At 65.7% G+C, this 22888-nt stretch carries 23 protein-coding genes; 11 read left to right on the forward strand and 12 right to left on the reverse strand.

Going from position 1 to position 22888, the window contains the following annotated elements:
- Nucleotides 1-113: 113 nt before the first annotated feature.
- The 3 genes from sigJ to metG form a co-directional block, all read right to left on the reverse strand.
- Entirely contained in the window at nucleotides 114-1016 is a 903-nt protein-coding gene (gene sigJ, locus H7J93_RS16150; RefSeq protein WP_267307308.1) for an RNA polymerase sigma factor SigJ, read from the reverse strand.
- A complete protein-coding gene (locus tag H7J93_RS16155) occupies nucleotides 1013-2197 on the reverse strand; it encodes an NAD(P)/FAD-dependent oxidoreductase (RefSeq protein WP_267307309.1) in 1185 nt (394 codons plus the stop codon). Before H7J93_RS16155 ends, sigJ begins: the two co-directional genes overlap by 4 nt.
- A 136-nt stretch (nucleotides 2198-2333) precedes the next feature.
- A complete protein-coding gene (gene metG / locus H7J93_RS16160) occupies nucleotides 2334-3899 on the reverse strand; it encodes a methionine--tRNA ligase (protein ID WP_267307310.1) in 1566 nt (521 codons plus the stop codon).
- Between the two features lie 25 nt (nucleotides 3900-3924).
- On the opposite strand from metG, the gene H7J93_RS16165 reads away from it, so the two are divergent.
- The 3 genes from H7J93_RS16165 to rsmA all read left to right on the forward strand — a co-directional run bounded on the left by H7J93_RS16165 (nucleotide 3925) and on the right by rsmA (nucleotide 6919).
- The gene (locus tag H7J93_RS16165) at nucleotides 3925-4779 is read left to right on the forward strand and encodes a TatD family hydrolase (protein WP_267307311.1); all 855 of its coding nucleotides are present in this window, start codon (nucleotides 3925-3927) and stop codon (nucleotides 4777-4779) included.
- Nucleotides 4780-4859: 80 nt separating this feature from the next.
- Complete coding sequence (locus tag H7J93_RS16170) at nucleotides 4860-5987, forward strand: resuscitation-promoting factor (RefSeq protein ID WP_267307312.1); 1128 nt, start codon at nucleotides 4860-4862, stop codon at nucleotides 5985-5987.
- Nucleotides 5984-6919 (forward strand): 16S rRNA (adenine(1518)-N(6)/adenine(1519)-N(6))-dimethyltransferase RsmA, encoded by a 936-nt coding sequence (rsmA, locus tag H7J93_RS16175; protein WP_267307367.1) that lies wholly within the window; start codon nucleotides 5984-5986, stop codon nucleotides 6917-6919. The genes H7J93_RS16170 and rsmA overlap by 4 nt, the downstream gene beginning before the upstream one ends.
- Nucleotides 6920-6933: 14 nt before the next feature.
- Here the strand turns inward: rsmA and H7J93_RS16180 are convergent, their stop codons facing one another.
- Complete coding sequence (locus H7J93_RS16180; protein WP_267307313.1) at nucleotides 6934-7719, reverse strand: serine/threonine-protein kinase; 786 nt, start codon at nucleotides 7717-7719, stop codon at nucleotides 6934-6936.
- 83 nt (nucleotides 7720-7802) lie between these two features.
- On the opposite strand from H7J93_RS16180, the gene H7J93_RS16185 reads away from it, so the two are divergent.
- Together H7J93_RS16185 and H7J93_RS16190 are read left to right on the forward strand one after the other, a co-directional pair.
- Nucleotides 7803-8765: a 4-(cytidine 5'-diphospho)-2-C-methyl-D-erythritol kinase gene (locus tag H7J93_RS16185; RefSeq protein WP_267307314.1), complete on the forward strand. Its 963-nt coding sequence runs from the start codon at nucleotides 7803-7805 to the stop codon at nucleotides 8763-8765.
- A 299-nt stretch (nucleotides 8766-9064) separates the two neighbouring features.
- Nucleotides 9065-10699: a fatty acyl-AMP ligase gene (locus H7J93_RS16190; RefSeq protein ID WP_267307315.1), complete on the forward strand. Its 1635-nt coding sequence runs from the start codon at nucleotides 9065-9067 to the stop codon at nucleotides 10697-10699.
- Nucleotides 10700-10799: 100 nt separating this feature from the next.
- On the opposite strand, the gene H7J93_RS16195 is transcribed toward H7J93_RS16190, so the two are convergent.
- Nucleotides 10800-11849 (reverse strand): phosphotransferase family protein, encoded by a 1050-nt coding sequence (locus tag H7J93_RS16195; protein ID WP_267307316.1) that lies wholly within the window; start codon nucleotides 11847-11849, stop codon nucleotides 10800-10802.
- Nucleotides 11850-11932: 83 nt separating this feature from the next.
- On the opposite strand from H7J93_RS16195, the gene H7J93_RS16200 reads away from it, so the two are divergent.
- Nucleotides 11933-12766 carry an alpha/beta fold hydrolase gene (locus H7J93_RS16200; RefSeq protein WP_267307317.1) on the forward strand — a complete coding sequence of 278 codons (834 nt, stop codon included), beginning with the start codon at nucleotides 11933-11935 and terminating at the stop codon, nucleotides 12764-12766.
- On the opposite strand, the gene H7J93_RS16205 is transcribed toward H7J93_RS16200, so the two are convergent.
- Complete coding sequence (locus H7J93_RS16205) at nucleotides 12763-13290, reverse strand: TetR/AcrR family transcriptional regulator (RefSeq protein WP_267307368.1); 528 nt, start codon at nucleotides 13288-13290, stop codon at nucleotides 12763-12765. The two genes, H7J93_RS16200 and H7J93_RS16205, sit on opposite strands and share 4 nt — an antisense overlap.
- A 162-nt stretch (nucleotides 13291-13452) precedes the next feature.
- Between H7J93_RS16205 and H7J93_RS16210 the strand changes: the two genes are divergently transcribed.
- The 4 genes from H7J93_RS16210 (at nucleotide 13453) to H7J93_RS16225 (ending at nucleotide 17434) form a co-directional block, all read left to right on the forward strand.
- Entirely contained in the window at nucleotides 13453-14388 is a 936-nt protein-coding gene (locus H7J93_RS16210) for a metal-dependent hydrolase (RefSeq protein ID WP_267307318.1), read from the forward strand.
- 5 nt (nucleotides 14389-14393) lie between these two features.
- Nucleotides 14394-15557, forward strand: a complete 1164-nt coding sequence (locus H7J93_RS16215) for an Rv3169 family protein (RefSeq protein ID WP_267307319.1) — start codon at nucleotides 14394-14396, stop codon at nucleotides 15555-15557.
- Between the two features lie 79 nt (nucleotides 15558-15636).
- A complete protein-coding gene (locus tag H7J93_RS16220; RefSeq protein ID WP_267307320.1) occupies nucleotides 15637-16668 on the forward strand; it encodes an epoxyqueuosine reductase in 1032 nt (343 codons plus the stop codon).
- A gap of 43 nt (nucleotides 16669-16711) precedes the next feature.
- Nucleotides 16712-17434, forward strand: a complete 723-nt coding sequence (locus H7J93_RS16225) for a cutinase family protein (protein ID WP_267307321.1) — start codon at nucleotides 16712-16714, stop codon at nucleotides 17432-17434.
- 101 nt (nucleotides 17435-17535) lie between these two features.
- Here the strand turns inward: H7J93_RS16225 and pth are convergent, their stop codons facing one another.
- The 3 genes from pth to H7J93_RS16240 all read right to left on the reverse strand — a co-directional run bounded on the left by pth (nucleotide 17536) and on the right by H7J93_RS16240 (nucleotide 19808).
- On the reverse strand, nucleotides 17536-18114 hold the full coding sequence (pth, locus tag H7J93_RS16230) for an aminoacyl-tRNA hydrolase (RefSeq protein ID WP_267307322.1): 579 nt from the start codon (nucleotides 18112-18114) through the stop codon (nucleotides 17536-17538).
- 6 nt (nucleotides 18115-18120) lie between these two features.
- Nucleotides 18121-18795 (reverse strand): 50S ribosomal protein L25/general stress protein Ctc, encoded by a 675-nt coding sequence (locus tag H7J93_RS16235; RefSeq protein ID WP_267307323.1) that lies wholly within the window; start codon nucleotides 18793-18795, stop codon nucleotides 18121-18123.
- Nucleotides 18796-18938: 143 nt separating this feature from the next.
- Nucleotides 18939-19808 (reverse strand): oxidoreductase, encoded by an 870-nt coding sequence (locus H7J93_RS16240; RefSeq protein WP_267307324.1) that lies wholly within the window; start codon nucleotides 19806-19808, stop codon nucleotides 18939-18941.
- 119 nt (nucleotides 19809-19927) lie between these two features.
- On the opposite strand from H7J93_RS16240, the gene H7J93_RS16245 reads away from it, so the two are divergent.
- On the forward strand, nucleotides 19928-20773 hold the full coding sequence (locus H7J93_RS16245; protein ID WP_267307325.1) for a type IV toxin-antitoxin system AbiEi family antitoxin: 846 nt from the start codon (nucleotides 19928-19930) through the stop codon (nucleotides 20771-20773).
- A gap of 74 nt (nucleotides 20774-20847) precedes the next feature.
- On the opposite strand, the gene H7J93_RS16250 is transcribed toward H7J93_RS16245, so the two are convergent.
- The 3 genes from H7J93_RS16250 to H7J93_RS16260 are packed head-to-tail and all read right to left on the reverse strand — an operon-like array spanning nucleotide 20848 to nucleotide 22822.
- Nucleotides 20848-21501, reverse strand: a complete 654-nt coding sequence (locus tag H7J93_RS16250) for an LpqN/LpqT family lipoprotein (RefSeq protein ID WP_267307326.1) — start codon at nucleotides 21499-21501, stop codon at nucleotides 20848-20850.
- The gene (arsC, locus tag H7J93_RS16255) at nucleotides 21498-21842 is read right to left on the reverse strand and encodes an arsenate reductase (glutaredoxin) (RefSeq protein WP_267307327.1); all 345 of its coding nucleotides are present in this window, start codon (nucleotides 21840-21842) and stop codon (nucleotides 21498-21500) included. The genes H7J93_RS16250 and arsC overlap by 4 nt, the downstream gene beginning before the upstream one ends.
- Nucleotides 21842-22822: a ribose-phosphate diphosphokinase gene (locus H7J93_RS16260; protein ID WP_267307328.1), complete on the reverse strand. Its 981-nt coding sequence runs from the start codon at nucleotides 22820-22822 to the stop codon at nucleotides 21842-21844. The genes arsC and H7J93_RS16260 overlap by 1 nt, the downstream gene beginning before the upstream one ends.
- Nucleotides 22823-22888 lie beyond the last annotated feature (66 nt).

Below are 22888 nucleotides of genomic sequence, written 5' to 3' on the forward strand. Positions count from 1 at the left end.
TCATCCTGCTCTCCACCGGCCGCCGGAGGCGGCCATCCAGCATTGAGCTGGTCTGTCCTCGAGACACCGCGCACAGCTGGAGTGTGACAGCTCTGCCCGCGATGTGGCGCACATCACTGACGGCTGACCGCCCTTGGGGTCGTGATGCCGACGAGTTTGTCGGGGTTGCGCATGGCATAGAGGTTCGTGATCTTGTCGTCGAGCACCTCGAAGACGAAGACGCCCTCCAGGTGGTCGCCGGTGTAGATGACCACCGCGGGAGCACTGTTGCAGACCGCCGTTTCGAACCTGATCTCCGGCGTCTCCATGACCACCTGAAACAGCCGGGCCATGATCGCGGCGACCCTTCGCGCGCCGACGACGGGCCTGCGGATCGCGGCGGCCTTGCCGCCGTGGTCGGCCGTCCACGTCACTCCCGGCGCCAGCAGTGCCATCAAACCGTCCATGTCGCCGGTGGATGCGGCCGCCAGGAACTGCTCGGTGATCTGCGTGGTCCGCTCCCTGTCCACGGGGCCGAACCGGTTGCGTCGTGCATGCACGTGTTCGCGCGCGCGGTGTGCCATCTGCCGCACCGTCGGAACCGATTTGCCGACGGCCTCGGCGATTTCGTCGTAGTCGAAGCCGAACGTCTCGCGCAGCACGAACACTGCCCGCTCATCCGGGGTGAGCGTTTCGAGAAGAACCAGCATCGCCATCGAAACCGATTCGGCGAGAACGACGTCGGCGGAGGCATCGCGGTCGTCGAGCAGCAGTGGCTCAGGAAGCCACGGCCCGATGTAGTCCTCGCGGCGGCGCACGCCCTCGCGCAGCGCGTTGAGCGCCTGGCGGGTCACCAGCTGTGCGAGATATGACTTGGTGTCCCGCACCGTCGCCAGGTCCACCTCCGCCCATCGCAGATAGCTGTCCTGCAGCACGTCGTCGGATTCCGTTGCCGAGCCGAGGATCTCGTAGGCGATGGTGAACAGCAGCGGCCGCAGATGGGTGAACCGGTCGGCATGCTCATTCCTTGTGGTCACGTGACCACCTTCGGGAACACCGGCTGCTCGGGACGCGGTCCGCCCTTGAGCCAGAACGCAGATCCCGGCTTGCGTGCGCTTCGACGCAGGGCCCACAGCGTGCCCTTGCAGATGCCCTCCTTGACCTTCGCGATCAGGCGGCCGCTGAAGTAGACGTCCACCGGCGAGTCGTCCTTGCGCGCGAGCTGCACGATGCCGGACTTGCGGCCAAGGCTGATGCAGGCTCCGCCGAAACCGTATTCGAAGTTCGCGGGTGTGGTGCCCGCGATGCGGCTCAGCACGGTATTGGCGGCCTGCGGGCCGAGCTGTGACGCCGACGCGCAGCACATCCGCAACGGCTCGCCGGACGGTGATGCGCAATCGCCCGCCGCGACGATGCGCTCGTCGTCGATGCTCGTCAGGGTCTCGTCCGTCAGCAGGCGACCCAGCTCGTCGGTGCGCAGGCCGCTGTTGGCGGCGAGCTCCGGCACGCCGAACCCTGCCGCCCATACGGTCACGGCGCTGGGGCGGACGGCGCCGTCGGCGAATACCACTGCGTCGCGCCGTACCTCGGTCACCACGTCGGTCTCGAGCACCGCGACGCCCAGCCTGCGCAGCGCCTTGGCGACGGATCGCCGTCCGGGTTCGGACAAGTAGGGGCCGAGTTGACCGCCGCATGCGAGGGTGACTCTGCGGCCCTGCTCGGCGAGTTCGGTGGCGGCCTCGATTCCGGTCAGCCCTGCACCGACGACGGTCACCGGCGCGTCAGGGTGCAGTGTGTCGATGGTGTCGCGCAACAGCTGCGCCTGCTCCAACTCCGCTATTGGATAAGCGAATTCGGTTGCACCGGGCACCGACGACGGAACCGTGCCGGTGCTGCCGACCGCGTATATGACGTAGTCGTAGTCGAGCGACGTGCCCGACGCCAGCTCGACGGTCCGGGCGGCGGAGTCGATGCGGGTCGCGGTGTCGACGACGAGTTCGATGCCCTCACCGAGCAGGCTGCCGTAGTCGACGGTCGCGTCGTAGTTGCCCGCCACATGCTGATGCAGCCGGATCCGCTCGACGAACTTCGTCCGAGGGTTGACGAGGGTGATGTCCGGGGTGCCCGCGCCGCTGCCCATCCGCAATTGGTTGGCCGCGATTGTTCCTGAGTAGCCGCCGCCGATGATGACGACCTTGGGTGCATGGTTTCCAGTCATGCCCTCAAGACACCGCCCACCGGTCGATCGTGACAAAAAGTGACGTGGGTCACTCTCGTTCGTCCGGCGAGCAGACGCAAATGCCCACGACACACCGCCGCGACACGCACTTTTGCGTCTGCTCGCGAAAAGGGTGTCAGTCCACTTGATAGCGCGGGAAGACGCCGACCGGGGCGGGCAGTGCGGTGCCGGGCGCCAATCGAGTGCCGATCGCCGCGAACGTGCGCTGGTCCTGCGGTACGCCGAGCAGGTCGAGCAGTTTGGCCGTCGACTCGGGCATCACCGGCTGGGTCAGCAGCGTCGCGATCCGCACCGTCTCGAGCGTGGTGTACAGCACCGTGCGAAACCGTGCCTCGTCCGACTTGCGAAGCACCCACGGCTCCTGCGCGGAGAAGTATCGGTTGGCCGCGCCGAGCACCGACCAGATGGCCTCCAGCGCCAGATGCATTGCGGTGGCCTCGAAATGTGTGCGCACCCGCTCGAGCAACCCGTCGGCGGCGTTCAACAACTCCTGATCCTCGGCGGTGAATTCGCCTGGCTCAGGGACGATTCCGTCGAGGTTCTTGGCCACCATCGACAGCGACCGCTGAGCGAGGTTGCCCAACTCGTTGGCCAGGTCGGCGTTGATGCGGCCGATGATCGCTTCCTCGCTGTAGCTGCCGTCCTGGCCGAACGGCACCTCCCGCAGGAAGAAATAACGCACCTGGTCGACACCGAACGCATCGACCAAGGCGATCGGATCGACCACGTTGCCCACCGACTTGCTCATCTTCTCGCCGCGGTTGAGGACGAAGCCGTGCACAAAGACCTTGCGCGGCAACTCGATTCCGGCCGACATCAGGAACGCCGGCCAGTACACGGTGTGGAACCGGATGATGTCCTTGCCGATCATGTGCAGGTCGGCCGGCCAGAACCGTTGGAACAGCGGCGAGGACGTATCGGGGAACCCGACGCCCGTGAGGTAGTTGGTCAGCGCGTCGACCCACACGTACATCACGTGGTCGGGATGATCCGGGACCGGCACACCCCAGTCGAACGTCGTGCGCGAGATGGAGAAGTCGCGCAATCCGCCGGAGACGAAGCTGACGACCTCGTTGCGCCGCACGGCGGGCTCGATGAACTCCGGATGCGCTTCGTAGTGCGCCAGCAGCTTGTCAGTGTAGGCCGACAGCCGGAAGAAGTACGTCTGCTCCTCGGTCCACGTGACGGGCGCGCCCGTCTCGGTGGCCACCCGGACGCCGTCGGCGTTGATGCTCGTTTCGGCCTCGGTGACGAAGCCTTCGTCGCGCACCGAATACCAGCCTGCGTACGTGTCGAGATAGATGTCGCCGGACTCGTTCATCCGCTTCCAGAGTTCGATCGACGCCTCGTAGTGGTCGGCGTCGGACGTTCGGATGAAGCGGTCGAACGAGATGTTGAGCCGTTCCTGCAGGCGTTGGAACACATCTGAGTTGCGCCGCGCCAGTTCAGTGGTCGGAATGCCGAGGGAGGCGGCCGTCTCGGCCATCTTCTGCCCGTGTACGTCGGTGCCGGTCAGGTAGCGCACGTCATAGCCGTCGAGCCGCTTGAAGCGCGCGATCGAGTCGGTGGCGATGTACTCGTACGCGTGCCCGATGTGCGGGTCGCCGTTGGGGTAGGCGATGGCGGTGGTGATGTAGTACGGGGTGTGCGTCCCCGCGCCGGGGGAAGACGAGGTACTCATTTGGGCCTCAGCTTATTGTGTGGCCGTGAGTGACAAGCGCTCAGCCAGACGGGAGAAGCCCCCGGCCCCGGAGCCGCTCGTACCCCTCATCGACGCGCACACCCATCTCGACGCCTGCGGTGCGACCGACGCCGCAAGCATCCGCGCCATCGTCGACCGGGCCGAGGCGGTGGGCGTGCAGGCGGTCGTGACGATCGCCGACGACCTCGCGTCCGCGCGCTGGGTCGTCGAGGCCGCCGACGCCGATCCCCGCGTCTACGCCGCCGTCGCCCTGCATCCCACGCGTGCCAACGCGCTCACCGACGACGCCAAGGCCGTCATCGAAGAGCTGGCCCAGAATCCTCGCGTGGTGGCCGTCGGCGAGACGGGGATGGACATGTACTGGCCCGGCCGCCTCGAGGGATGTGCCGACCCCGCGACCCAGCGCGAGGGCTTCGCCTGGCACATCGACCTCGCCAAGCGCACCGGCAAGCCGCTGATGATCCACAACCGCGACGCCGACGCCGAGGTGCTGGACGTCCTTCGCGCCGAGGGCGCACCCGACACCGTGATCTTCCACTGCTTCTCGTCGGACGCCGAGATGGCCAGGACCTGCGTGGCCAACGGCTGGCTGCTCAGCCTGTCCGGGACCGTCAGTTTCCGCAACGCCACCGCGCTCCGGGAAGCGGCGTCGCTGATCCCGCCCGAGCAACTACTCGTCGAGACTGACGCGCCGTTCCTGACGCCGCATCCGTACCGAGGCGCGCCGAACGAGCCCTACTGCCTGCCCTACACTGTTCGTGCGCTCGCCGAACTCCTCAGCAGGCCCGCTGAGGACTTAGCGCACGAAACCACGACGACGGCCGCCCGTGTCTACGGGCTGGCGAGTTGCCGCCCGTGAGGCTTTTCGTTACCGTCTTGTGATCAAATACGGAGCGCTTAGCGGGCTAGCTTCAACCGATAGTCGGGGATTACGACGTTTTGAATATCCTGAATAAAATTCACGAAGAGCGGTCGCCGCTGCTGCGGCTCTTGGTCGGACTGACGTTGCTTGCGCTGACCTTCGCCGGTGGCTTCGCGGTAGCTGCGCACAAGACCGTGACCCTGGCGGTAGACGGCACGACGGTCACCGTTCCCACCATGAAGACGCGGGTCATCGACGTCGTCCGGGAGAACGGATTCGACGTCGGCGAACGCGACGACCTCTTCCCGGCCGCCAACGAACCGGTCAACGACGCCGACACCATCGTCCTTCGTCGCAGCAGGCCCATACAGATCTCCACCGACGGCCGAGACAGCCGTGAGGTGTGGACGACGGCGTCGACCGTCGACGAGGCGCTGCGCCAGCTGGAGATGACCGACAAGGCGCCTGCATCGGCGTCACGCGGCAGCCGAGTGCCGCTGTCGGGCATGTCGCTTCCCGTCGTCAGCGCAAAGACCGTCCACCTTGCCGACGCCGGAGTCGAGCGCACCTTGCATCTCGCCGCGCCCAACGTCGCCGCCCTCCTCGAGGCCGCCGGCGTACCGCTGGAGCAGAGCGACGAAGTGGTGCCCGCTGCCTCCTCGCCGATCGTCGACGGAATGCAGATCCAGGTGAAGCGCGTGCGCATCGAGAAGGTCACTGAGCGTGTGCCTCTCGCGCCGGCCAACCACCGCATCGAAGATCCGACAATGAACATGAGCCGTCAGGTCGTCGAGGACCCCGGCACCCCGGGAACGCAGGACGTGACGTTTGCTATCGCAAAGATCAACGGCGTCGAAACCGGGAGAATGCCAGTAGCCAATGTCGTTGTTGTACCGGCTCGGGACGGTGTGCTCCGCGTCGGGGCCAAGCCCGGTACCGAAGTTCCCCCGGTCGCCAACGGAGTTACCTGGGACGCGCTCGCGCGGTGCGAAGCCGGAGGTAATTGGGCCATCAACACCGGCAACGGATATTACGGCGGTGTTCAGTTTGACCAAAACACCTGGGAGCGCAACGGTGGTCTGAGGTATGCTGACAGGGCCGATTTGGCAACGAGAGAAGAGCAGATCGCGATTGCTGAGGTCACTCGGGCACGCCAGGGGTGGGGCGCGTGGCCGACGTGCAGCGGGAGGATTGGGGCGCGCTGACCATTCGATTACTCGGGCGGACCGAGATACGACACCTGGCAAGAGAGATCGACTTCCGGCCACGTAAATCATTCGGCCAGAACTTCGTTCACGACGCCAACACAGTTCGTCGGATCGTTTCGGCGTCCAGTGTCAACCGGCATGACCATGTTCTGGAGGTCGGGCCGGGCTTGGGCTCGCTGACACTGGCCCTGCTCGACCGGGGGGCGCGGGTAACCGCTGTGGAGATCGATCCCGTCCTCGCGCGACAGCTACCCATCACCGTCGCTGAACATTCTCACAGCGAAATCAATCGATTGACTGTTCTCAATCGGGACATCCTTCATCTGAGCCGCAGCGAACTCCCGGAGGAGCCGACGGCTCTGGTCGCCAACCTGCCCTACAACGTGGCGGTGCCTGCTTTGCTGCATCTGCTCGCCGAGTTCCCCTCGATCCGCACCGTGATGGTGATGGTGCAGGCCGAGGTCGCCGAGCGTCTGGCCGCCGAGCCAGGCGGCAAGGACTACGGCGTGCCCAGCGTGAAAGTTCGCTACTTCGGCAACGTTCGGCGCTACGGCATGGTCTCGCCGACGGTCTTCTGGCCTATTCCGCGGGTTTACTCGGGGCTGGTGCGTATCGACCGGTATGAGACGCCGCCGTGGCCCTCGGACACGGAGTTCCGTGAACAGGTCTTCAAGCTGATCGACATCGCTTTCGCGCAACGGCGCAAGACCTCGCGCAACGCCTTCGCCGAATGGGCGGGCTCGGGCAACGAGTCGGCCAGTCGCCTGCTCGCCGCGAGCATCGACCCGTCGCGCCGGGGTGAGACGCTGTCGGTCGCCGATTTCGTCAGGCTGCTGCAGCGGACCAGGGAAAGCGAAGAGGACGAAAACCCCGAGCCCAAGGCCGTTGTGCACCATCGTCGGCAACGTGAGGGCACCGTCCCGGTGTGACCTGGCGCGGTGAGTCAGCGCAGCGCCCGAGCTATCAGTGAGACGAACTCACGACACGATCCATAGCGGTCGCCTGGTGCCTTTGCCAGTGCTTTGGCCGTGATCGAATCGAAAATGCGTGGCAGCCAATCGATTTCGCGTGACCAACGCGGCGGCGGTAGGTGCAGGTGCGCTTCGATGAGGCCGAGCGCGGTCGGCGCCGTGAAGGGCGGGGATCCGGTGACCAACTCGACGACGGTGCATGCCAGCGCGTACTCGTCGGCGGCTTCGGTCGGCGCGTGGCCGGTGATCAGTTCCGGTGCGGCATAAGGTAACGACGCCTCGATCTGCGCCGAGCGGTAGCCGATATCGTCGGCGACGGTGTGCGCGACACCGAAGTCGATCAGAACAGCGCTCGAAAGATCTTGGCGAACAAGAATATTCGCGGGCTTCACATCGCAGTGCACAATCGCCCGGTTGTGTGCATAGTCCAGCGCATCGGCGATCTGCTCCAGTGCGCTGACCCGTCCGGCCACGGTGTCCACCTCGGTGACGCCGCCGCCGGAGACCACTTCCATTGACAGCCACCCGGGTCCGCGGTCGAACACGGTCACGATGTGCGGATGGTGCAGGCGGTGGGCGAATTCGAACTCGCGTTTCAGCCGGGCGATGTGCGCGAGATCGCTGAGATGGCCGTCGAGCACCTTCAGAGCCACTTCCCGGCCCGTCGCGTCGCGCGCCCGATAGACAGTCGCGTATCCGCCGCGGCCGACGACTTCGTCGACGACGTGACCTTCGAACTGCTCGCCCGGCGAGAGCACGACCCCAGACTAGGGGCTTCATCAGCGACATTGACCTGCTCAGACGGCTGATGGCGGGCGACCGACTCCGATAGTGTCGTCTGGTGTCCAATGGCAGCACCGCCTCCGAGTGGGTACCGACCGGATCGGTCACCGTGCGGGTGCCGGGCAAAGTCAATCTCTACCTCGAGGTCGGGGATACCCGCGATGACGGATATCACGAGCTGACCACCGTCTTTCACGCGGTTTCGCTGCTCGACGAGGTCACCGTCCGCAACGCGGACGTGCTGTCGCTCGAGTTGACGGGCGAAGGCGCTGAGACCCTTCCGGCCGATTCGAGCAACCTCGCGTGGCGCGCCGCCGAGTTGCTGGCGGACCACGTCGGCCGGGCGCCCGATGTCGCGATCTCCGTCGAGAAGTCGATTCCCGTCGCGGGCGGAATGGCGGGCGGCAGCGCCGACGCGGCCGGGGTGCTCGTCGCGATGAACACGCTCTGGGAGCTCGGCGTGCCGCGTCGCGACCTGCACGCGCTGGCCACCCAGCTGGGCAGTGACGTGCCGTTCGCGCTGCACGGCGGCACCGCACTGGGCACAGGTCGCGGCGAGGAGCTGGCAACGGTGCTGGCCCGCAACATGTTTCATTGGGTGCTGGCGTTCGCCGACCGCGGGCTGTCGACCCCGGCGGTGTTCGCCGAACTCGATCGGTTGCGTGAGGAGCCGGACCGCGACGCTCCTCCGCGGCTCGACGATCCCGAGCCGGTACTGGCGGCCCTGGCTTCCGGCGATCCGGCGGAGCTGGCGCCGCTGCTCGGCAACGATCTGCAGCCCGCGGCGCTGTCGCTGGACCCCGGTCTGCGCCGCACGCTGCGGGCGGGCACCGAGGCCGGTGCGCTCGCCGGCATCGTGTCGGGTTCGGGGCCGACGTGTGCGTTCCTTTGCGAGTCGGCCGCCGCGGCGGTAGACGTCGCCTCGGAGATGGCGGGGGCCGGGGTGTGCCGGACGGTACGCGTCGCCAGCGGGCCCGTGCAGGGCGCGCGGGTGGTGCCGGCACCATCGGCATCGGTCTGAGCATCGGTCTGACATCGGTGTGCGTCCGGTGTGACTCAGGCCTCAATTATCGCGAGATTTTGGCACTTACTTAAGAGTTGTTTAAGATGAACGACGGTGAAAACTAGCGGTCATGGATTGGACGCGATAGTTACGCCCACCGACAGCCTCGGTGGGCGTTTCGTACTAGCCCGTCGCGAGGCATCGCCAATTCGAGACTCAACCGCTCCCCAATTGTGTGCGCGCCTCCTGGAAAGCGCCCCTGATCAGGCGGAGTATGACAATCGGGCATTTGCTGTCCCGGGACCGAGGAGGTTGTGGTGAGCCGATTCACCGAGAAGATGTACCGCAACGCCCGCGACGCCAAGACGGGCATGGTCACCGGTGAACCGCACGAACCCGTCCGACACACCTGGGGCGAGGTCCACGAGCGGGCCCGCTGCATCGCTGGTGGCCTCGCGAAGGCCGGTATCGGACTCGGGGACTCCGTCGGCGTGCTGGCCGGCTTTCCCGTGGAGATCGCGCCCACCGCGCAGGCCCTGTGGATGCGCGGCGCCTGCCTGACCATGCTTCACCAGCCCACGCCGAGGACCGACCTCGTGATCTGGGCCGAGGACACGATGAACGTCATCGGCATGATCGAGGCCAAGGCCGTCATCGTCTCCGAGCCGTTCCTGGTGGCCATCCCTGTGCTCGAGGAGAAGGGCATCAAGGTCCTGACCGTCGCCGACCTGCTGGCGTCGGAGCCGATCGACCCGATCGACGTCGGCGAGGACGACCTCGCGCTGATGCAGCTGACGTCCGGTTCCACCGGTTCCCCCAAGGCCGTGCAGATCACGCACCGCAACATCTACTCCAATGCGGAGGCGATGTTCATCGGCGCCGAGTACGACGTCGACAAGGACGTCATGGTCAGCTGGCTGCCCTGCTTCCACGACATGGGTATGGTCGGCTTCCTGACCATTCCGATGTACTTCGGCGCTGAGCTGGTCAAGGTCACGCCGATGGACTTCCTGCGCGACACGCTGCTGTGGGCCAAGCTCATCGACAAGTACAAGGGCACCATGACCGCGGCGCCGAACTTCGCGTACGCGCTGTTCGCCAAGCGGCTGCGCCGCCAGGCCAAGCCCGGCGACTTCGATCTGTCGACGCTGCGGTTCGCGCTGTCGGGTGCCGAGCCCGTCGAGCCCGCCGACGTCGAGGATCTGCTCGATGCGGGTAAGCCGTTCGGCCTGCGGCCCGAGGCGATCCTGCCGGCCTACGGCATGGCCGAGACGACGCTGGCGGTGTCGTTCTCGCCGTGCGGTGCGGGCCTGGTGGTCGACGAGGTCGACGCCGACCTGCTGGCCGCGCTGCGTCGCGCCGTGCCCGCCACCAAGGGCAACACCCGGCGGCTGGCCTCGCTCGGCCCGCTGCTGAAGGATCTCGAGGCGCGCGTCATCGACGAGCAGGGCAATGTGATGCCGCCCCGCGGCGTCGGTGTCATCGAGCTGCGCGGGGAGTGCCTGACGCCCGGCTACATCACCATGGGTGGTTTCATCCCCACCCAGGACGAGCACGGCTGGTACGACACCGGCGACCTCGGTTACATCACCGAGGACGGCAACATCATCGTGTGCGGCCGCGTCAAGGACGTCATCATCATGGCCGGCCGCAACATCTACCCGACCGACATCGAGCGCGCGGCGGGCCGCGTCGAGGGTGTCCGCCCCGGATGCGCCGTCGCCGTGCGCCTGGACGCGGGCCACTCGCGGGAGACGTTCGCCGTCGCAGTCGAGTCCAATGCCTGGCAGGACCCGGCCGAGGTGCACCGTATCGAGCGTCAGGTCGCCCATGAGGTGGTCGCCGAGGTCGACGTGCGTCCGCGCAACGTCGTCGTGCTGGGTCCGGGCAGCATCCCGAAGACCCCGTCGGGCAAGCTGCGCCGCTCCACCTCGGTCTCGCTCGTCACCTAGAGCACCGCGAGAAGCCAAACCCGCGAGCAGACGCGAACACCCCCAATTTCGCCATGATTTGGGGGTGTTCGCGTCTGCTCGTGAGTGGCCCGAGCGGTGACTAACTGCGGATGGCGTCGATCGTCCAGGTCGGCAGGATAGGTGCCTTCGTCAGGAAGTGGTCGCCCTGGCCGTTGCTGCGCAGCAGTACCTGAGTGCGCATGATGCAACAGCCCATCCGGACCATCGCGAAAATCTCGTACCAGTCCAGGTTTTCGAGTTTCCTGCCGATCATCTCCTCGAACCTGCCGACCACCGTGCTGCGGCCGTCGAAGCCGGGCAGCTCCGGGTCGAGATCGAGTCCGTTGACCTCCAGCATCTGCTTACGCGTCGCCAGCCACCAGGCGAAGTCGGCCTCGGCCGGGCACACACACGCCTGTTCCCAGTCCAGCGCTCCGACGAGTTGGCCGGCGTCGTCGAAGATCGCGTTGGACATGCGGGCATCACCCCAACAGATCGTCGGCGGTGCCGTCTCCTCAGGCTGTTGTCGGCGCAGCCACTCGAACGCCTCGGTGAGGACGTCGGGCACCTGGTTGTCGGATCCCCAGCGCGCGTACTCGTGCCACCACGCGAGCTCCGCCGACACCCCGAACCCGGCGGGCCGCTCCAGCCACGGCGCCTCGTCGACCGGAATGCGTTGCAGCCTCACGAGTGTTTCGAGGAACGCGTCGTGTGCGCGGCGCTGCACCTCGGGGCCCGCGTCGTGCATCCAGCCTCGCGTGGCGTACGAGGTGTCGGACGGCGTGTGTCCGATGATGCGTGGCATCACAAGGAATTTCGAGCCGATCCACGCGCGGTCGGGTTCATAGAGGATCGGCGACGGCGTCGCGATGCCGTACTCGTGGAGCAGTTCCTGCGTCAGCGTCTGCGCGCCGAGATCGTATTCGCGAAAAATCCCACCGCCGCTCGGCGGAATCCGGATGACGTACTCGTTCGTCTCGCCGTTGACCTCGGCGGAGAACACCAGGCTTTCGCTGGACCATCCCGCCGCCCGATTGGCGGTACTCAGTTCCGACACGTTCGCTTCCCCGGCGAAGCGGTGCTCGAACCACTGCTGCAACTGCGCCCGGGTGGCAGCGAGGTCGCGTTGGACGAGCGTGATGCCAGCCATGCGGAACAGATTTACACAGCACCCGCGAGATGTAAAGAAACAACCCTTTACGTTTCGCTGGTTAAATGTAATACGCTTCGTCGATGACCCAGCCGCTGACGTTCGGAGACATCGCCGACACGACCAGACCACTCGCGGTCCTCGTCCACGGTTTCCCCGACACCCCGCACACCTGGCGACATCTCGGCCCCGACCTGGCGGACCGCGGCTATCGCGTGGTCGCGCCGTGGCTGCCCGGCTACGACGCACCCGTGGGCAAGCCGGTCAGCGTCGGCACCTATGTGCGCCACGTGTTGGACGTCCGGGCGGAGCACCATGGTGACGAACGCGCCGTGCTCATCGGTCACGACTGGGGCGCCAACGCCGGATACGGCGTCGTAGCCACCGACCGTAAAGCGTTCAGTCGCTTCGTCGCTCTGGCCGTGCCTCCGGCCGTGGCGCTGGCGACCGGGATCTTCACCTATCCCCAACTCAAGCGGTCGTTCTACATCTGGTTCATCCAGCAGGTCGGCCTCGCCGAGGCCGCACTGGTGCAGCCGGGCTTCTGGGAGTCGTTGTGGGCCGACTGGTCGCCGGGTTACGACCCGACCGACGATGTTGCTGAACTGCGCAAATACGTCACCGCCGAGAACATCTCCGACGTCGTCGGCCCGTATCGTGCGTCGTTCAATCCTCAGTTCGCCGATCTGGATGCCACCGACGAATCCGTGGCGTCGATGCAGCCTCCTCCGGTGCCGACGCTGTGCCTGCACGGCGCCAACGACGGTGCGATCGGCGCCGAGCTGCTCAGCGACGTGGCCACACATCTGCCTACCGCAGGATCGAACTTCGAAATCGTCGACGGGGTAGGGCATTTCCTGCATCTGGAACAGCCCACCGTCATCGCCTCGAAGATCGCGGACTGGCTCGGTCGCTAGCCGTTGACCACCCGCGGTAGGCGGCGACGGGACCGTCCGAGACCTGCGGCGTGCCGCAACTCGGCGAGGAACTGCTCGGGTGTTCCACCGCCGATGAGGTAGTGGCACACCGCGATTCGCACGACGGCGGCCGCCGCGACTTCACTGTCGTCGCCTGGGATGATCCGGGCGATCCGCTCATGGATGATCGGAAGCACCCGTTGCATCTGTTGCAGCACATGCTCCGGTTCGATGTCGGCGAGTGAGCCCAGCGAGTAGGTGCTCTGAAACTCGACGATGAACCGCAGAGCGGCGTCGAGCCGGTCGGGCCCGCTGAGGCCGGTGATCGCCGCGGCGAGGCCGGCGTCGAAGTTGTCCTGTTCGTAGAGGGCGAATGCCTCGAGCAGCCCCTCTTTGGATCCGAAGTACCGGTACAGGGTCGGACGTGACACCTTGGCTTCCGCCGCCACGTCCGAGAGCTGCAACTTGCGCCTGCCGTCCCTGGCGAGCACGACGAAGGTGGCGGCGAGGATTCGTCGCCTCATCGACGGATCCGCGTCGCCGGAAGGGCGGGAAGCCACCATCGCGTCCTTTACATCCAATAGTCCAAATGTCACACTAGCGCTATCCAGGGCCTCGGTGTCGGATAGCCGATAAGTGACACTGTTGGTGCCAATGTTAAGCCCGCGCAGGGGAGGTGGCGGCCGGTGACGGACCTGGTCGTTCGCAAGATCGCCTGGGAGTTCGACGCGACCGTGCCCTTCAAGTGGCAGCCGGTGAACCCCGAGTTCGGCCTATTCTGCAATGCGTTCACCTTCATCGCCGTGCCGTTCGAGCGCTACATCGTCAGCGTCGTACGCAAAGCCGAAGACAAACTCGGCGACGACCCCGCGGTTGCCGCGGAAGCCGACGCGTTTCTGCGGCAGGAGGCGCAGCACGCGTCGGCGCACCGCAAGCACATGCTCGCCCTCGTGGCGTGCTACCCCGAACTCGAACGGTGTTACGAGGACGCCTGCGCGGCCTACGACCGACTCCTCGACGAGCAGCCCGTCGAGTTCCACGCTGCGTACATCGCCAATCTCGAGGCGACGTTCACGCCCCTGTTCAAAGTCCTTCTGGACAACCGGGATTCGTTGTTCACCGGGGGCGACTGGCGCGTTGCGTCGCTGATGATGTGGCATTTCGTCGAGGAGATCGAGCACCGCAGTTCGGGGCTGATTCTGTGCAGGCATATCAATCCCGATCCCTGGTATCGGGTCAAGCACATCAAGGGCACCTTCAGCCACGTCGGCTCGGTCATGGAGGGGATCGCGACGACCATCGACGACGTCGTGCCCTTCGAGGATCGCGGCCTCTCTGCGGTCGGGCTGCTGTCCGGTGGATTCTTCACCCGCGAGTTCAGGAACCGGCTACCAAGCCGCAAGCGGCGACCGACCGGCCCGCCCTCGCTGTTCCATGCCGTTCCGACGATGCAGTTGGTGAAGATGGCGTGGCGGCTGGCGCTGTCGCAGACCCCACGCCACGATCCCGCCGATCAGCCGCTACCGGATTGGGCAGACACCTGGATGCGTGAATACGACCGTGGTACCGATATGACGAAGTTCTTTGGATTCTCTGGTTCCTCCGGAACCGCAGAAAGGTAGCCGCATTGCTGACGACGAACTACGGCGCTCTGGTGCCGGAAGATGAACTCCTCACCCACCAGATCGTCGACACCTTCGCCACCGTCAGCCAGTCGGATCCATCCTGGACCGAGAAGATCTGGACCATCGCCCACGCCAGGGACAACTCGCTACAGGTGGTGCTCGGCGTCGGCAAGTACACCAACCGCGGCGTCTTCGACGGGGCGGCCGGCGTATGCCGCGGCACCGAGCAGTGGACGGTGCGGGCCGGCCGTCGGTTGTCGTCGGACCCGGCGGGCACCCACGTCGGGCCCATCCATTACCGCGTGGTGGACCCGCTGCGTACTGTCCAGGTGCGTCTGGACGCAACGGAGCACGTGCCCATCGCGTTCGACGTCAAGCTGAGCGGAAGTTTCGATGCGGCACTGGAGGATCCGTGGCCGGACCGTAGCCCCGACGGCTACCGCGTTACGCACAACGTGCTGCGGTATCACCAGATCGGGGTGGCTTCCGGATGGGTGGAGCTCGACGGTGAGCGCACCGAAATCAAGTCGGACGAGTGGATTTCGATCCGGGACCATTCGTGGGGGCTGAGGCCGGGTGTCGGCAAGCCGATTCCGGGACTGCCCCGAGGGGGCCGGAAGATCAAGCAGATGTTCATGACGTGGCTGCCGATGACGATGACGCGTCAGGACGGGTCGACCTATTCGCTGTTCGTCATGTACCAGGAGGAGCGCGGCGATGGATTCCTCGAGATCCGTTCCCAGGCAGAGCAACAGAACTACGACGGCAGCTCGCACCGCTTCGCGGCCGTCGAACAGGACATGTATTTCCAGGACGACAACCGTCGGTTCACGCACGGCACCGTGACGCTGGTCGACTCCGATGGCTCCAAACGGCCGCTCAAGATCACGGCGGCCGGACCCGGCGGGTTTCATCTCGGTACCGCCGGCTACTACGGCTGGAACGACTGGGTGTACGGCCAGTGGGTCGGCGAACTCAGGGTCGAGGGCAATCACGTCGTCGACTGCGACAAGCCCGAGAAGGCGCGCGAACTCCATCAGCTCCGCGATCTGTTGGTGCGGGTGGAGGATCCCGTCGAGGGCGGCGTCGGGTTGGGCAACGCCGAGACGTTCGCCCTCGGCGCGTTCCCGGAGCGGGGGCTCACCGCCGAGCACTCATTTCTGTGAGCCGGCGCTCCAGTTTCTGATGCACGGCCCAGCTAGGAACCCTTCGCGCGCTAGCTGAGTATTGTGTACTATACCTAGCATGACCAACAGCATCCCCGCGCGACGGGCCGACCACCCGACGGTGCGCAAGGTGCGAGCCCGCAAGACGGCGAAGCCCGGGGTGATCGATGCCGACTGGCTGCGCCAGGTGTGTCTGGATGCGGGTGTCGACGATGTCGCGTTCGCGAGCGTCGACAACCCAGACCTGGCATCTGAACGCGAACATGTCGAGGGCGCGTTACCCGGTGCAGCGAGTTTCATCTCGCTGGTGGTGAAGATGAACCGCGACAACGTCCGGTCGACGGCGCGCAGCGTGGCCAACCAGGAGTTCCACCGCAGCGGCGAGATCATGAACGAAGCGGCGCACCGGATCACCCGTGCATTGGAAGACGCCGGCTATCGCGCCATCAACCCGTCGATGTCGTTCCCGATGGAGATGGACAGATTCCCGGGGCGCATCTGGGTGGTGGCGCACAAACCCGTCGCCGTCGCGGCCGGATTGGGCGTGATGGGGATCCATCGCAACGTCATCCACCCGAAGTTCGGCAACTTCATTCTTCTCGGCACGGTTCTGGTCGCATCACCGATCAGCGAATACGGTCAGCCGCTGGACTACTCGCCGTGTCTGGAATGCAAGCTGTGCGTCGCGGCCTGCCCGGTCGGTGCGATCAAGAAGGACGGCGAGTTCGACTTCCTCGCGTGCTCGGTGCACAACTACCGCGAGTTCATGGGCGGCTTCACCGACTGGGTTCAGACCATCGCCGACAGTGAGGACGCGGCCGACTTCCGTTCGCGGGTAAGCGATTCCGAGAATGCATCGATGTGGCAGAGCCTGTCGTTCAAGGCCAACTACAAAGCGGCGTACTGCCTGGCGGTGTGCCCGGCAGGTGAGGACGTCATCGAGCCCTACCTCGATGACCGCAAGGGTTTCATGGACCTCGTCCTCAAGCCGTTGCAGGAGAAGAAGGAGACGCTCTACGTGCTGCCCAACTCGGTGGCCAAGGAGCATGCGGAACGCCGATTCCCGCACAAACAGGTCAAGGTGGTCGACAGCGGAATCGCCGGCCGGTAGGGGCCCTGAAATAAATTGATCGCACCCCGACGTTTGGCAGTTCATGAAGATCGTCGAGGTGGCGGCGTTGCGCGCCAAGTTCATTCGCCGCTTGGCGGTCGGTATTGCCGTGGTGGCGTTTTCGGTCGTTGCAGGGCCGACGGGCGTCGCTGCGGCACAGGCAAACGACTGTCCTGACATCCAGGTCGTGTTCGCGCGGGGGACCGGCGAGCCGGCCGGCGCGGGACGGGTGGGCGATGCGTTCGTCGACGCACTGCGGCCGCTGGTACCTGGCAAGACGCTGTCGGTGTACGCCGTCAACTACCCGGCCACACTGGACTTCCTGCGCGCGGCGGACGGCGCCAACGACGCGAGCGCGTTCGTGCAGAGCACCGCCGTGAACTGCCCCGACACCAAAATGGTGCTCGGGGGCTATTCGCAGGGCGCCGCGGTGATCGACATCATCACGGTGGCCGCAACGCCGACGTGGTCGTTCGTCAACCCGATGCCGCCAACCGTCGCCGACCACGTCGCCGCCGTCGCGGTGTTCGGCAATCCCTCGATCAAACTGCTCGGTGGACCGCTGACCACGCTGAGCCCGCAGTACGGCTACAAGACCATCGATTTGTGCAACGGCGCCGACCCGGTGTGCTCCAGCGGTGATGACCGGCCCGCTCACAGCCAGTACGTCGAGGCCGGATTGACCACGCAGGCAGCGCAATTCGTCGCCAACCGACTGACCACCGAGGCGCCGATCAGCACACTGGCGGGCTCAACGCACAGCTGACTTCCTGCGCCCTCCGCCGAAACTGCGGGGAGATCGCGAGAATCGCGAAAAGTACGATCTCTCCACAGTTTCGATGTGCTGGTGACTTTCGATGCGCGCAACTAGCCCCAGGCGTGCACCGTGTTCTGCGCCGGCTCCAGCCCCTGTGCGAGCAATAGCTCGGTGGCGTCGGCGGCCTGCTCGCAGATCGTCGGCACCTCTTTCCACTCAGCCGAGGTGAACGTCCCGAGCACGAACGCCGCGCCCTCCATCCGCCCGGGCGGACGACCGATTCCGATGCGTACCCGTTGGAAGTCGTTGGTGCCCAACGCAGATCCCACCGACCGCAGTCCGTTGTGGCCGGCCACACCGCCGCCGGACTTCAGCCGGATCCGCCCGAAGTCGATGTCGAGCTCGTCGTGGATGACGATGATGTCCGCGGGCGCCACCGAATAGAACTTCGCCAGCGGCGCGACCTGGCGCCCAGACTCGTTCATGTAGCAGCGCGGTTTGGCGAGCACCACTGAACGGCCGCCGAGCCGGCCGGTGACCACCTCGGCCCCCGACTTCTTGTGCACCTTGAAGCCCGAGCCGATGCGATCGGCCAGGATGTCGGCGACGAGGAAACCGAGGTTGTGCCGCGTCGTGGCGTATTGCGGACCGGGATTGCCGAGGCCGACCACGAGTTGAGGTTCGGCCATGTCCCGCTACTCCGATTCCGCGGCGGGTGCCTCTTCGCCTTCGGCGGCCTCGGCGGCGGCTTCGCCCTCGGGTGCTTCGCCCTCGGCCTCGCCCTCTTCACCGGCACCCTCAGCCTCGAGATCCTCGGCGGTCGGGGCGGCCACGACGTTGACGACCAGCGTCTCGGGATCGGAGACCAGCGAGACACCCTCGGGCAGCGCGATCGAACCCGCGGTGAACTGGGTGCCGATCTCGGCGCCCTCGACAGACACGGTGAGGTGCTCGGGGATGGACTGCACGTCGGCCTCGACGGTGATGGTGTTCGCGTCCTGGGTGACCAGGCTGCCGGAGATCGCCTCGCCCTCGACGATGACGTTGACCTCAACCGTGACCTTCTCGCCGCGGCGCACGACCAGCAGGTCGGCGTGGGTGATGGTGCGGCGGATCGGGTGGATGTCCAGCGACTTGGTCAGCGCCAGCTGCTCCTTGCCCTCGATGTCGAGGGTGAGCACCGCGTTGGTGCCGGCGTGGCGCAGCACTGCGGCGAAGTCATGGGCGTTGAGCTCGAGATGCTGCGGGTCGCTGCCGTGGCCGTAGAGGACGGCGACGACCTTGCCGTCGCGACGTGCGCGCCGCGAGGCGCCCTTGCCGGTTTGCGTGCGGACCGCAGCGGCGAGGTTGTTGGGTGCGTTCTTGGCCATCGGGTTCTGCTCCTGTCGTGTTCTGAGCACGGCCAGGGCGACATCCCTCGAAGAAGGTTCGCGTCGATAACGGTGACCTGATGTTCGGCCACCCTCGCCGTGATTAGTAGCCAGGGTAGCCGGAGCTGCTGCTCAAGCCCAAATCAGAGGGCGAACGTGGTGCCCGTGAGCTGCTCGGACAGCTCCCAGAGCGCGGCTGCCTTGGCGGCGTCGCGTGCCAGCGGACTGCGGAACGGGGTGGGGCCCGTCGGACCCCACATGGTGAACCGCGGCCCGATGAACGAGTTGCCGGGCAGGTCCTGCGCCGCCGCGTACAGCGTCTGGCGGGCGCCGAAGTCGGCGTCGGTGGCGAGCTTGTTGCCGAAGCCCATCAGGGTGTCGCCGATCTTGCCGCCTGATTGCCCCTGCAGGTTGGTCGCCGAGTAGCCGGGGTGGGCGGCGTGCGCCTTGACGCGTGACCCCGCCGCGTCCAGGCGGCGCTGCAACTCCTTGGTGAACAGCAGGTTGGCCAGCTTCGACTGACCGTAGGCCGGCCATGCGAGGTACGGCCGCGCCTTCCAGTTCAGATCGTTCAGGTTGATCCAGCCGATCAGGTGCATCATCGACGACACGGTCACCACACGGTCGGTGATCTTCGGCAGCAGCAGGTTCGTGAGGGCGAAGTGGCCGAGATGGTTGGTGCCGATCTGGCTTTCGAACCCGTCGACGGTCAGCGCGTACGGCACCGCCATGATGCCGGCGTTGTTCACCAGCACGTCGACTTGGTCGATGCTTTCGGCGAACGCGCGCACCGACGCCAGGTCCTGCAGGTCGAGTTGGCGAACCTCGACGTCACCTGTCATGGCTGCGGCGGCCTCGTCGCCCTTGGCTTTGTTGCGTACGGCCAGGATCGTCTTCGCGCCGACACGGGCCAACTCACGCGCGGTGACGAGGCCCAGCCCGCTATTGGCTCCAGTCACGATGACGGTACGGCCGGCGAAGGACGGCAGATCGGCGGCGGTCCACTCAGTCATACGGCCTACCCTACGGACACCATTCGCCGAAATGGCATTCCAGCAGCAAAAGTTCGAGTGACGGCCTGCTGGAATGCAATTTCGCGGGCGATGTCGGTGCGACTCTGCAATATCTCGCCATGGGGGAGGTATTTATCGGCACCGAAGCCGTCGCACGCGGCACGGTGACTCGACATGAGCTCGCGCGGTGGCACCGGTCGTTGTATCCGAATGTGTATGCGCCCCGGTGGCACGACCTGTCACTCACGGATCGAACTATCGGAGCGTGGCTGTGGTCAAAACGGGCCGCGATCGTCACCGGCGTGGCCGCGTCGGCATTGCACGGCGCGGACTGGGTCGACGCTGATGTCGATATCGAACTGCTCTACAACAGCGCGCGGCCGCCGGCGGGCATCGTGACGCGCAATGAGCGGATCTCGGACGACGAGTTCACCTGGTCGGGGATTCCCATCGCGACTCCTGCGCGCACCGCGTTCGATCTAGGCCGCTTCTTGGACCGCGGCGAGGCCATCGCTCGCATGGATGCCTTGATGCGTGCGAGGCTGTTCTCTGAGGAAGAGGTCCTTCTCTTGGCCAAGCGGTATCGCGGCGCGCGGGGTGTCAAGCTCCTCAAGGAGGCGCTGAAGCTCGTGGACGGGGGTGCCGCTTCGCCGCGGGAGACATGGCTGCGACTCCTCTATATCGATGCACACCTCCCGCGGCCGTCCACGCAGATACCGATTCTCGATCGCAACGGGAAAGTGCTTCGCACCGTCGATATGGGTTGGGAAGAGTTCATGGTCGTCGCCGAGTACGACGGTGAGCAGCATCAGACATCGCGCGTGCAATACGTGAAGGACCAGCGCGTCATACCGTTGATCGAGAGTCTCGGATGGATCGTCCTTCGCGTCATCAAGGAGGACCATCCCAAAGACATTGTCCGACGGGCGTGGAACGCGATGACCTCCCGTGGTTGGCGGCCTTGATTCCGCTCGCGAAATTGCATTCCAGCAGGCTGCTACTCGTACTTTCGCTGCTGGAATTCCATTTCGCGACAACGTTACTTCGGCACCGCGACGTTGAAGCCCCTGATGATCGCCTCGATGTCGGGCGCATCCTCGAGAGCCTTGTCCGCGAAGCCCGTCACGGTGAACTGGATGAGGTAGCGCTGGTTGGCCGGCGGTGCTCCCGTCGCGATGACGATGCGGTTGTACGTGTGCATGCGGGTGCCGTTGAGGTCGTAGCTGCCTTCGATCATCGCCGACGGGAAACCCTTGAAGTTGTCCATCGACGCGTTGAGGCGCTTGAAATTCTCTGACATCTCGGCGTCGACGTAACCGTGCTTGATGGCCTCGTTGACATCGAAGTCGCCGTTGAGCTTGAACACGATCACCATCGCCGTCGGATACGTCGTGCCCTTCGCGATCACACGTGTCCCCGCCGCCAGGTTCGAGTTGACGAAGGGCTTCCAGCCCGGAGGTGTCGGGAACGTCACCTTCAGATCGGTGAGCTTGTCCGCCGGGATGGGCTCCCCGACGACGTTCTTCTGCTCCAGGTAGACAGCGATCGGCACCGCCGGTTCGTCGCCAGCCGAGGTGGTCGTCGTCGTCGAGGACGTCGACCAGATCGATTGGTAATCAGGCGCTTCCGGCGCGCACCCGGAAACCGCCAGTACCGCAAGCGCGGCCGCCACCACGCCGTGGCGAGCTCTCACAGAATCTCTCGTACTGCGTCGATGGGCCTGGCCAGCCGAGTGCCCTTCGCGGTGACGACAAACGGCCGCTCGATGAGGATCGGATGTTCGGCCATCGCGTCGAGCAGTTCGTCGTCAGTCGCATCAGCGAGATTGAGTTCACCGTAAAGAGATTCGCGTTTGCGCACCGCCGTGCGCACGTCGATGCCCGCATCCTCGATCATCTTCACGAGCTCGGCGCGCGTCGGCGGTGTCTTGAGGTACTGCACGACCGTCGGCTCGATGCCGTTGTCCCGCAACAACTCCAACGTCTTGCGCGAGGTGGAGCATTTCGGGTTGTGGTAGATGGTCGCGTCGGCCACTACGCGGACCCGTCGAAAAGACTGGTGACAGAACCGTTGTCGAACACCGCGCGAATGGTGTTGGCCAGCAGCGGCGCAATGGAGAGCACGGTCAACTGCGGGAACCGCTTCTCCTCTTCGATCGGCAGCGTGTTGGTGACGATGACCTCACGTGCGCCGCATTCGGCGAGCCGCTGCGGCGCGGGGTCCGACAGCACACCGTGCGTAGCGGCGATGATGACGTCGCTGGCACCGTCCTCGCGCAGCAGATTGACCGCACCCGCGATCGTGCCGCCGGTGTCGATCATGTCGTCGGTGAGGACGCACGTCTTGCCCCTCACATCGCCGACGACGCGGTTGGACTTGACCTGGTTGGGCACCAGCGGGTCGCGGGTCTTGTGGATGAAGGCCAGCGGAACGCCGCCGAGCGCGTCGGCCCACTTCTCGGCGACGCGCACGCGGCCCGAGTCGGGGGAGACCACGACCATGTCGTGGTCGGCGTAGTTGTCGGCGATGTAGCCGGTCAGCAGCTTCTGCGCCCGCATGTGGTCGACGGGCCCGTCGAAGAAGCCCTGGATCTGGTCGGTGTGCAGATCGACGCTGACGATCCGGTTCGCGCCAGCGGCCTTCAGCAGGTCGGCGACCAGGCGTGCGGAGATGGGCTCGCGGCCGCGGTGCTTCTTGTCCTGACGGGCGTAGGGGTAGAACGGCAGGATCGCGGTGATCCGCTTGGCGCTGCCGCGCTTGAGCGCGTCGATCATCAGCAGCTGTTCCATCAGCCACTGGTTCAACGGCGCCGGATGGGACTGCAGCACGAACGCGTCGCATCCGCGCACGGACTCGTCGAAGCGGACGAAGATCTCGCCGTTGGCGAAGTCGCGGGCCGTCTGCGCGGTGACGTGGACGTCGAGCTCTTTGGCGACCTGTTCAGCGAGTTCGGGGTGCGCGCGACCCGAGAACAACATCAGATTTTTGCGGTTGTCGGTCCACTCGGTGCCCACGGTGCCCTCATTGCTCGGGATCGATATCGGCTCAATCGTACGGGTTGCCAGTTCGCCAACACCTGG

It is taken from the genome of Mycobacterium barrassiae, assembly GCF_025822765.1.
In the GTDB taxonomy this organism is placed as follows: domain Bacteria; phylum Actinomycetota; class Actinomycetes; order Mycobacteriales; family Mycobacteriaceae; genus Mycobacterium; species Mycobacterium barrassiae.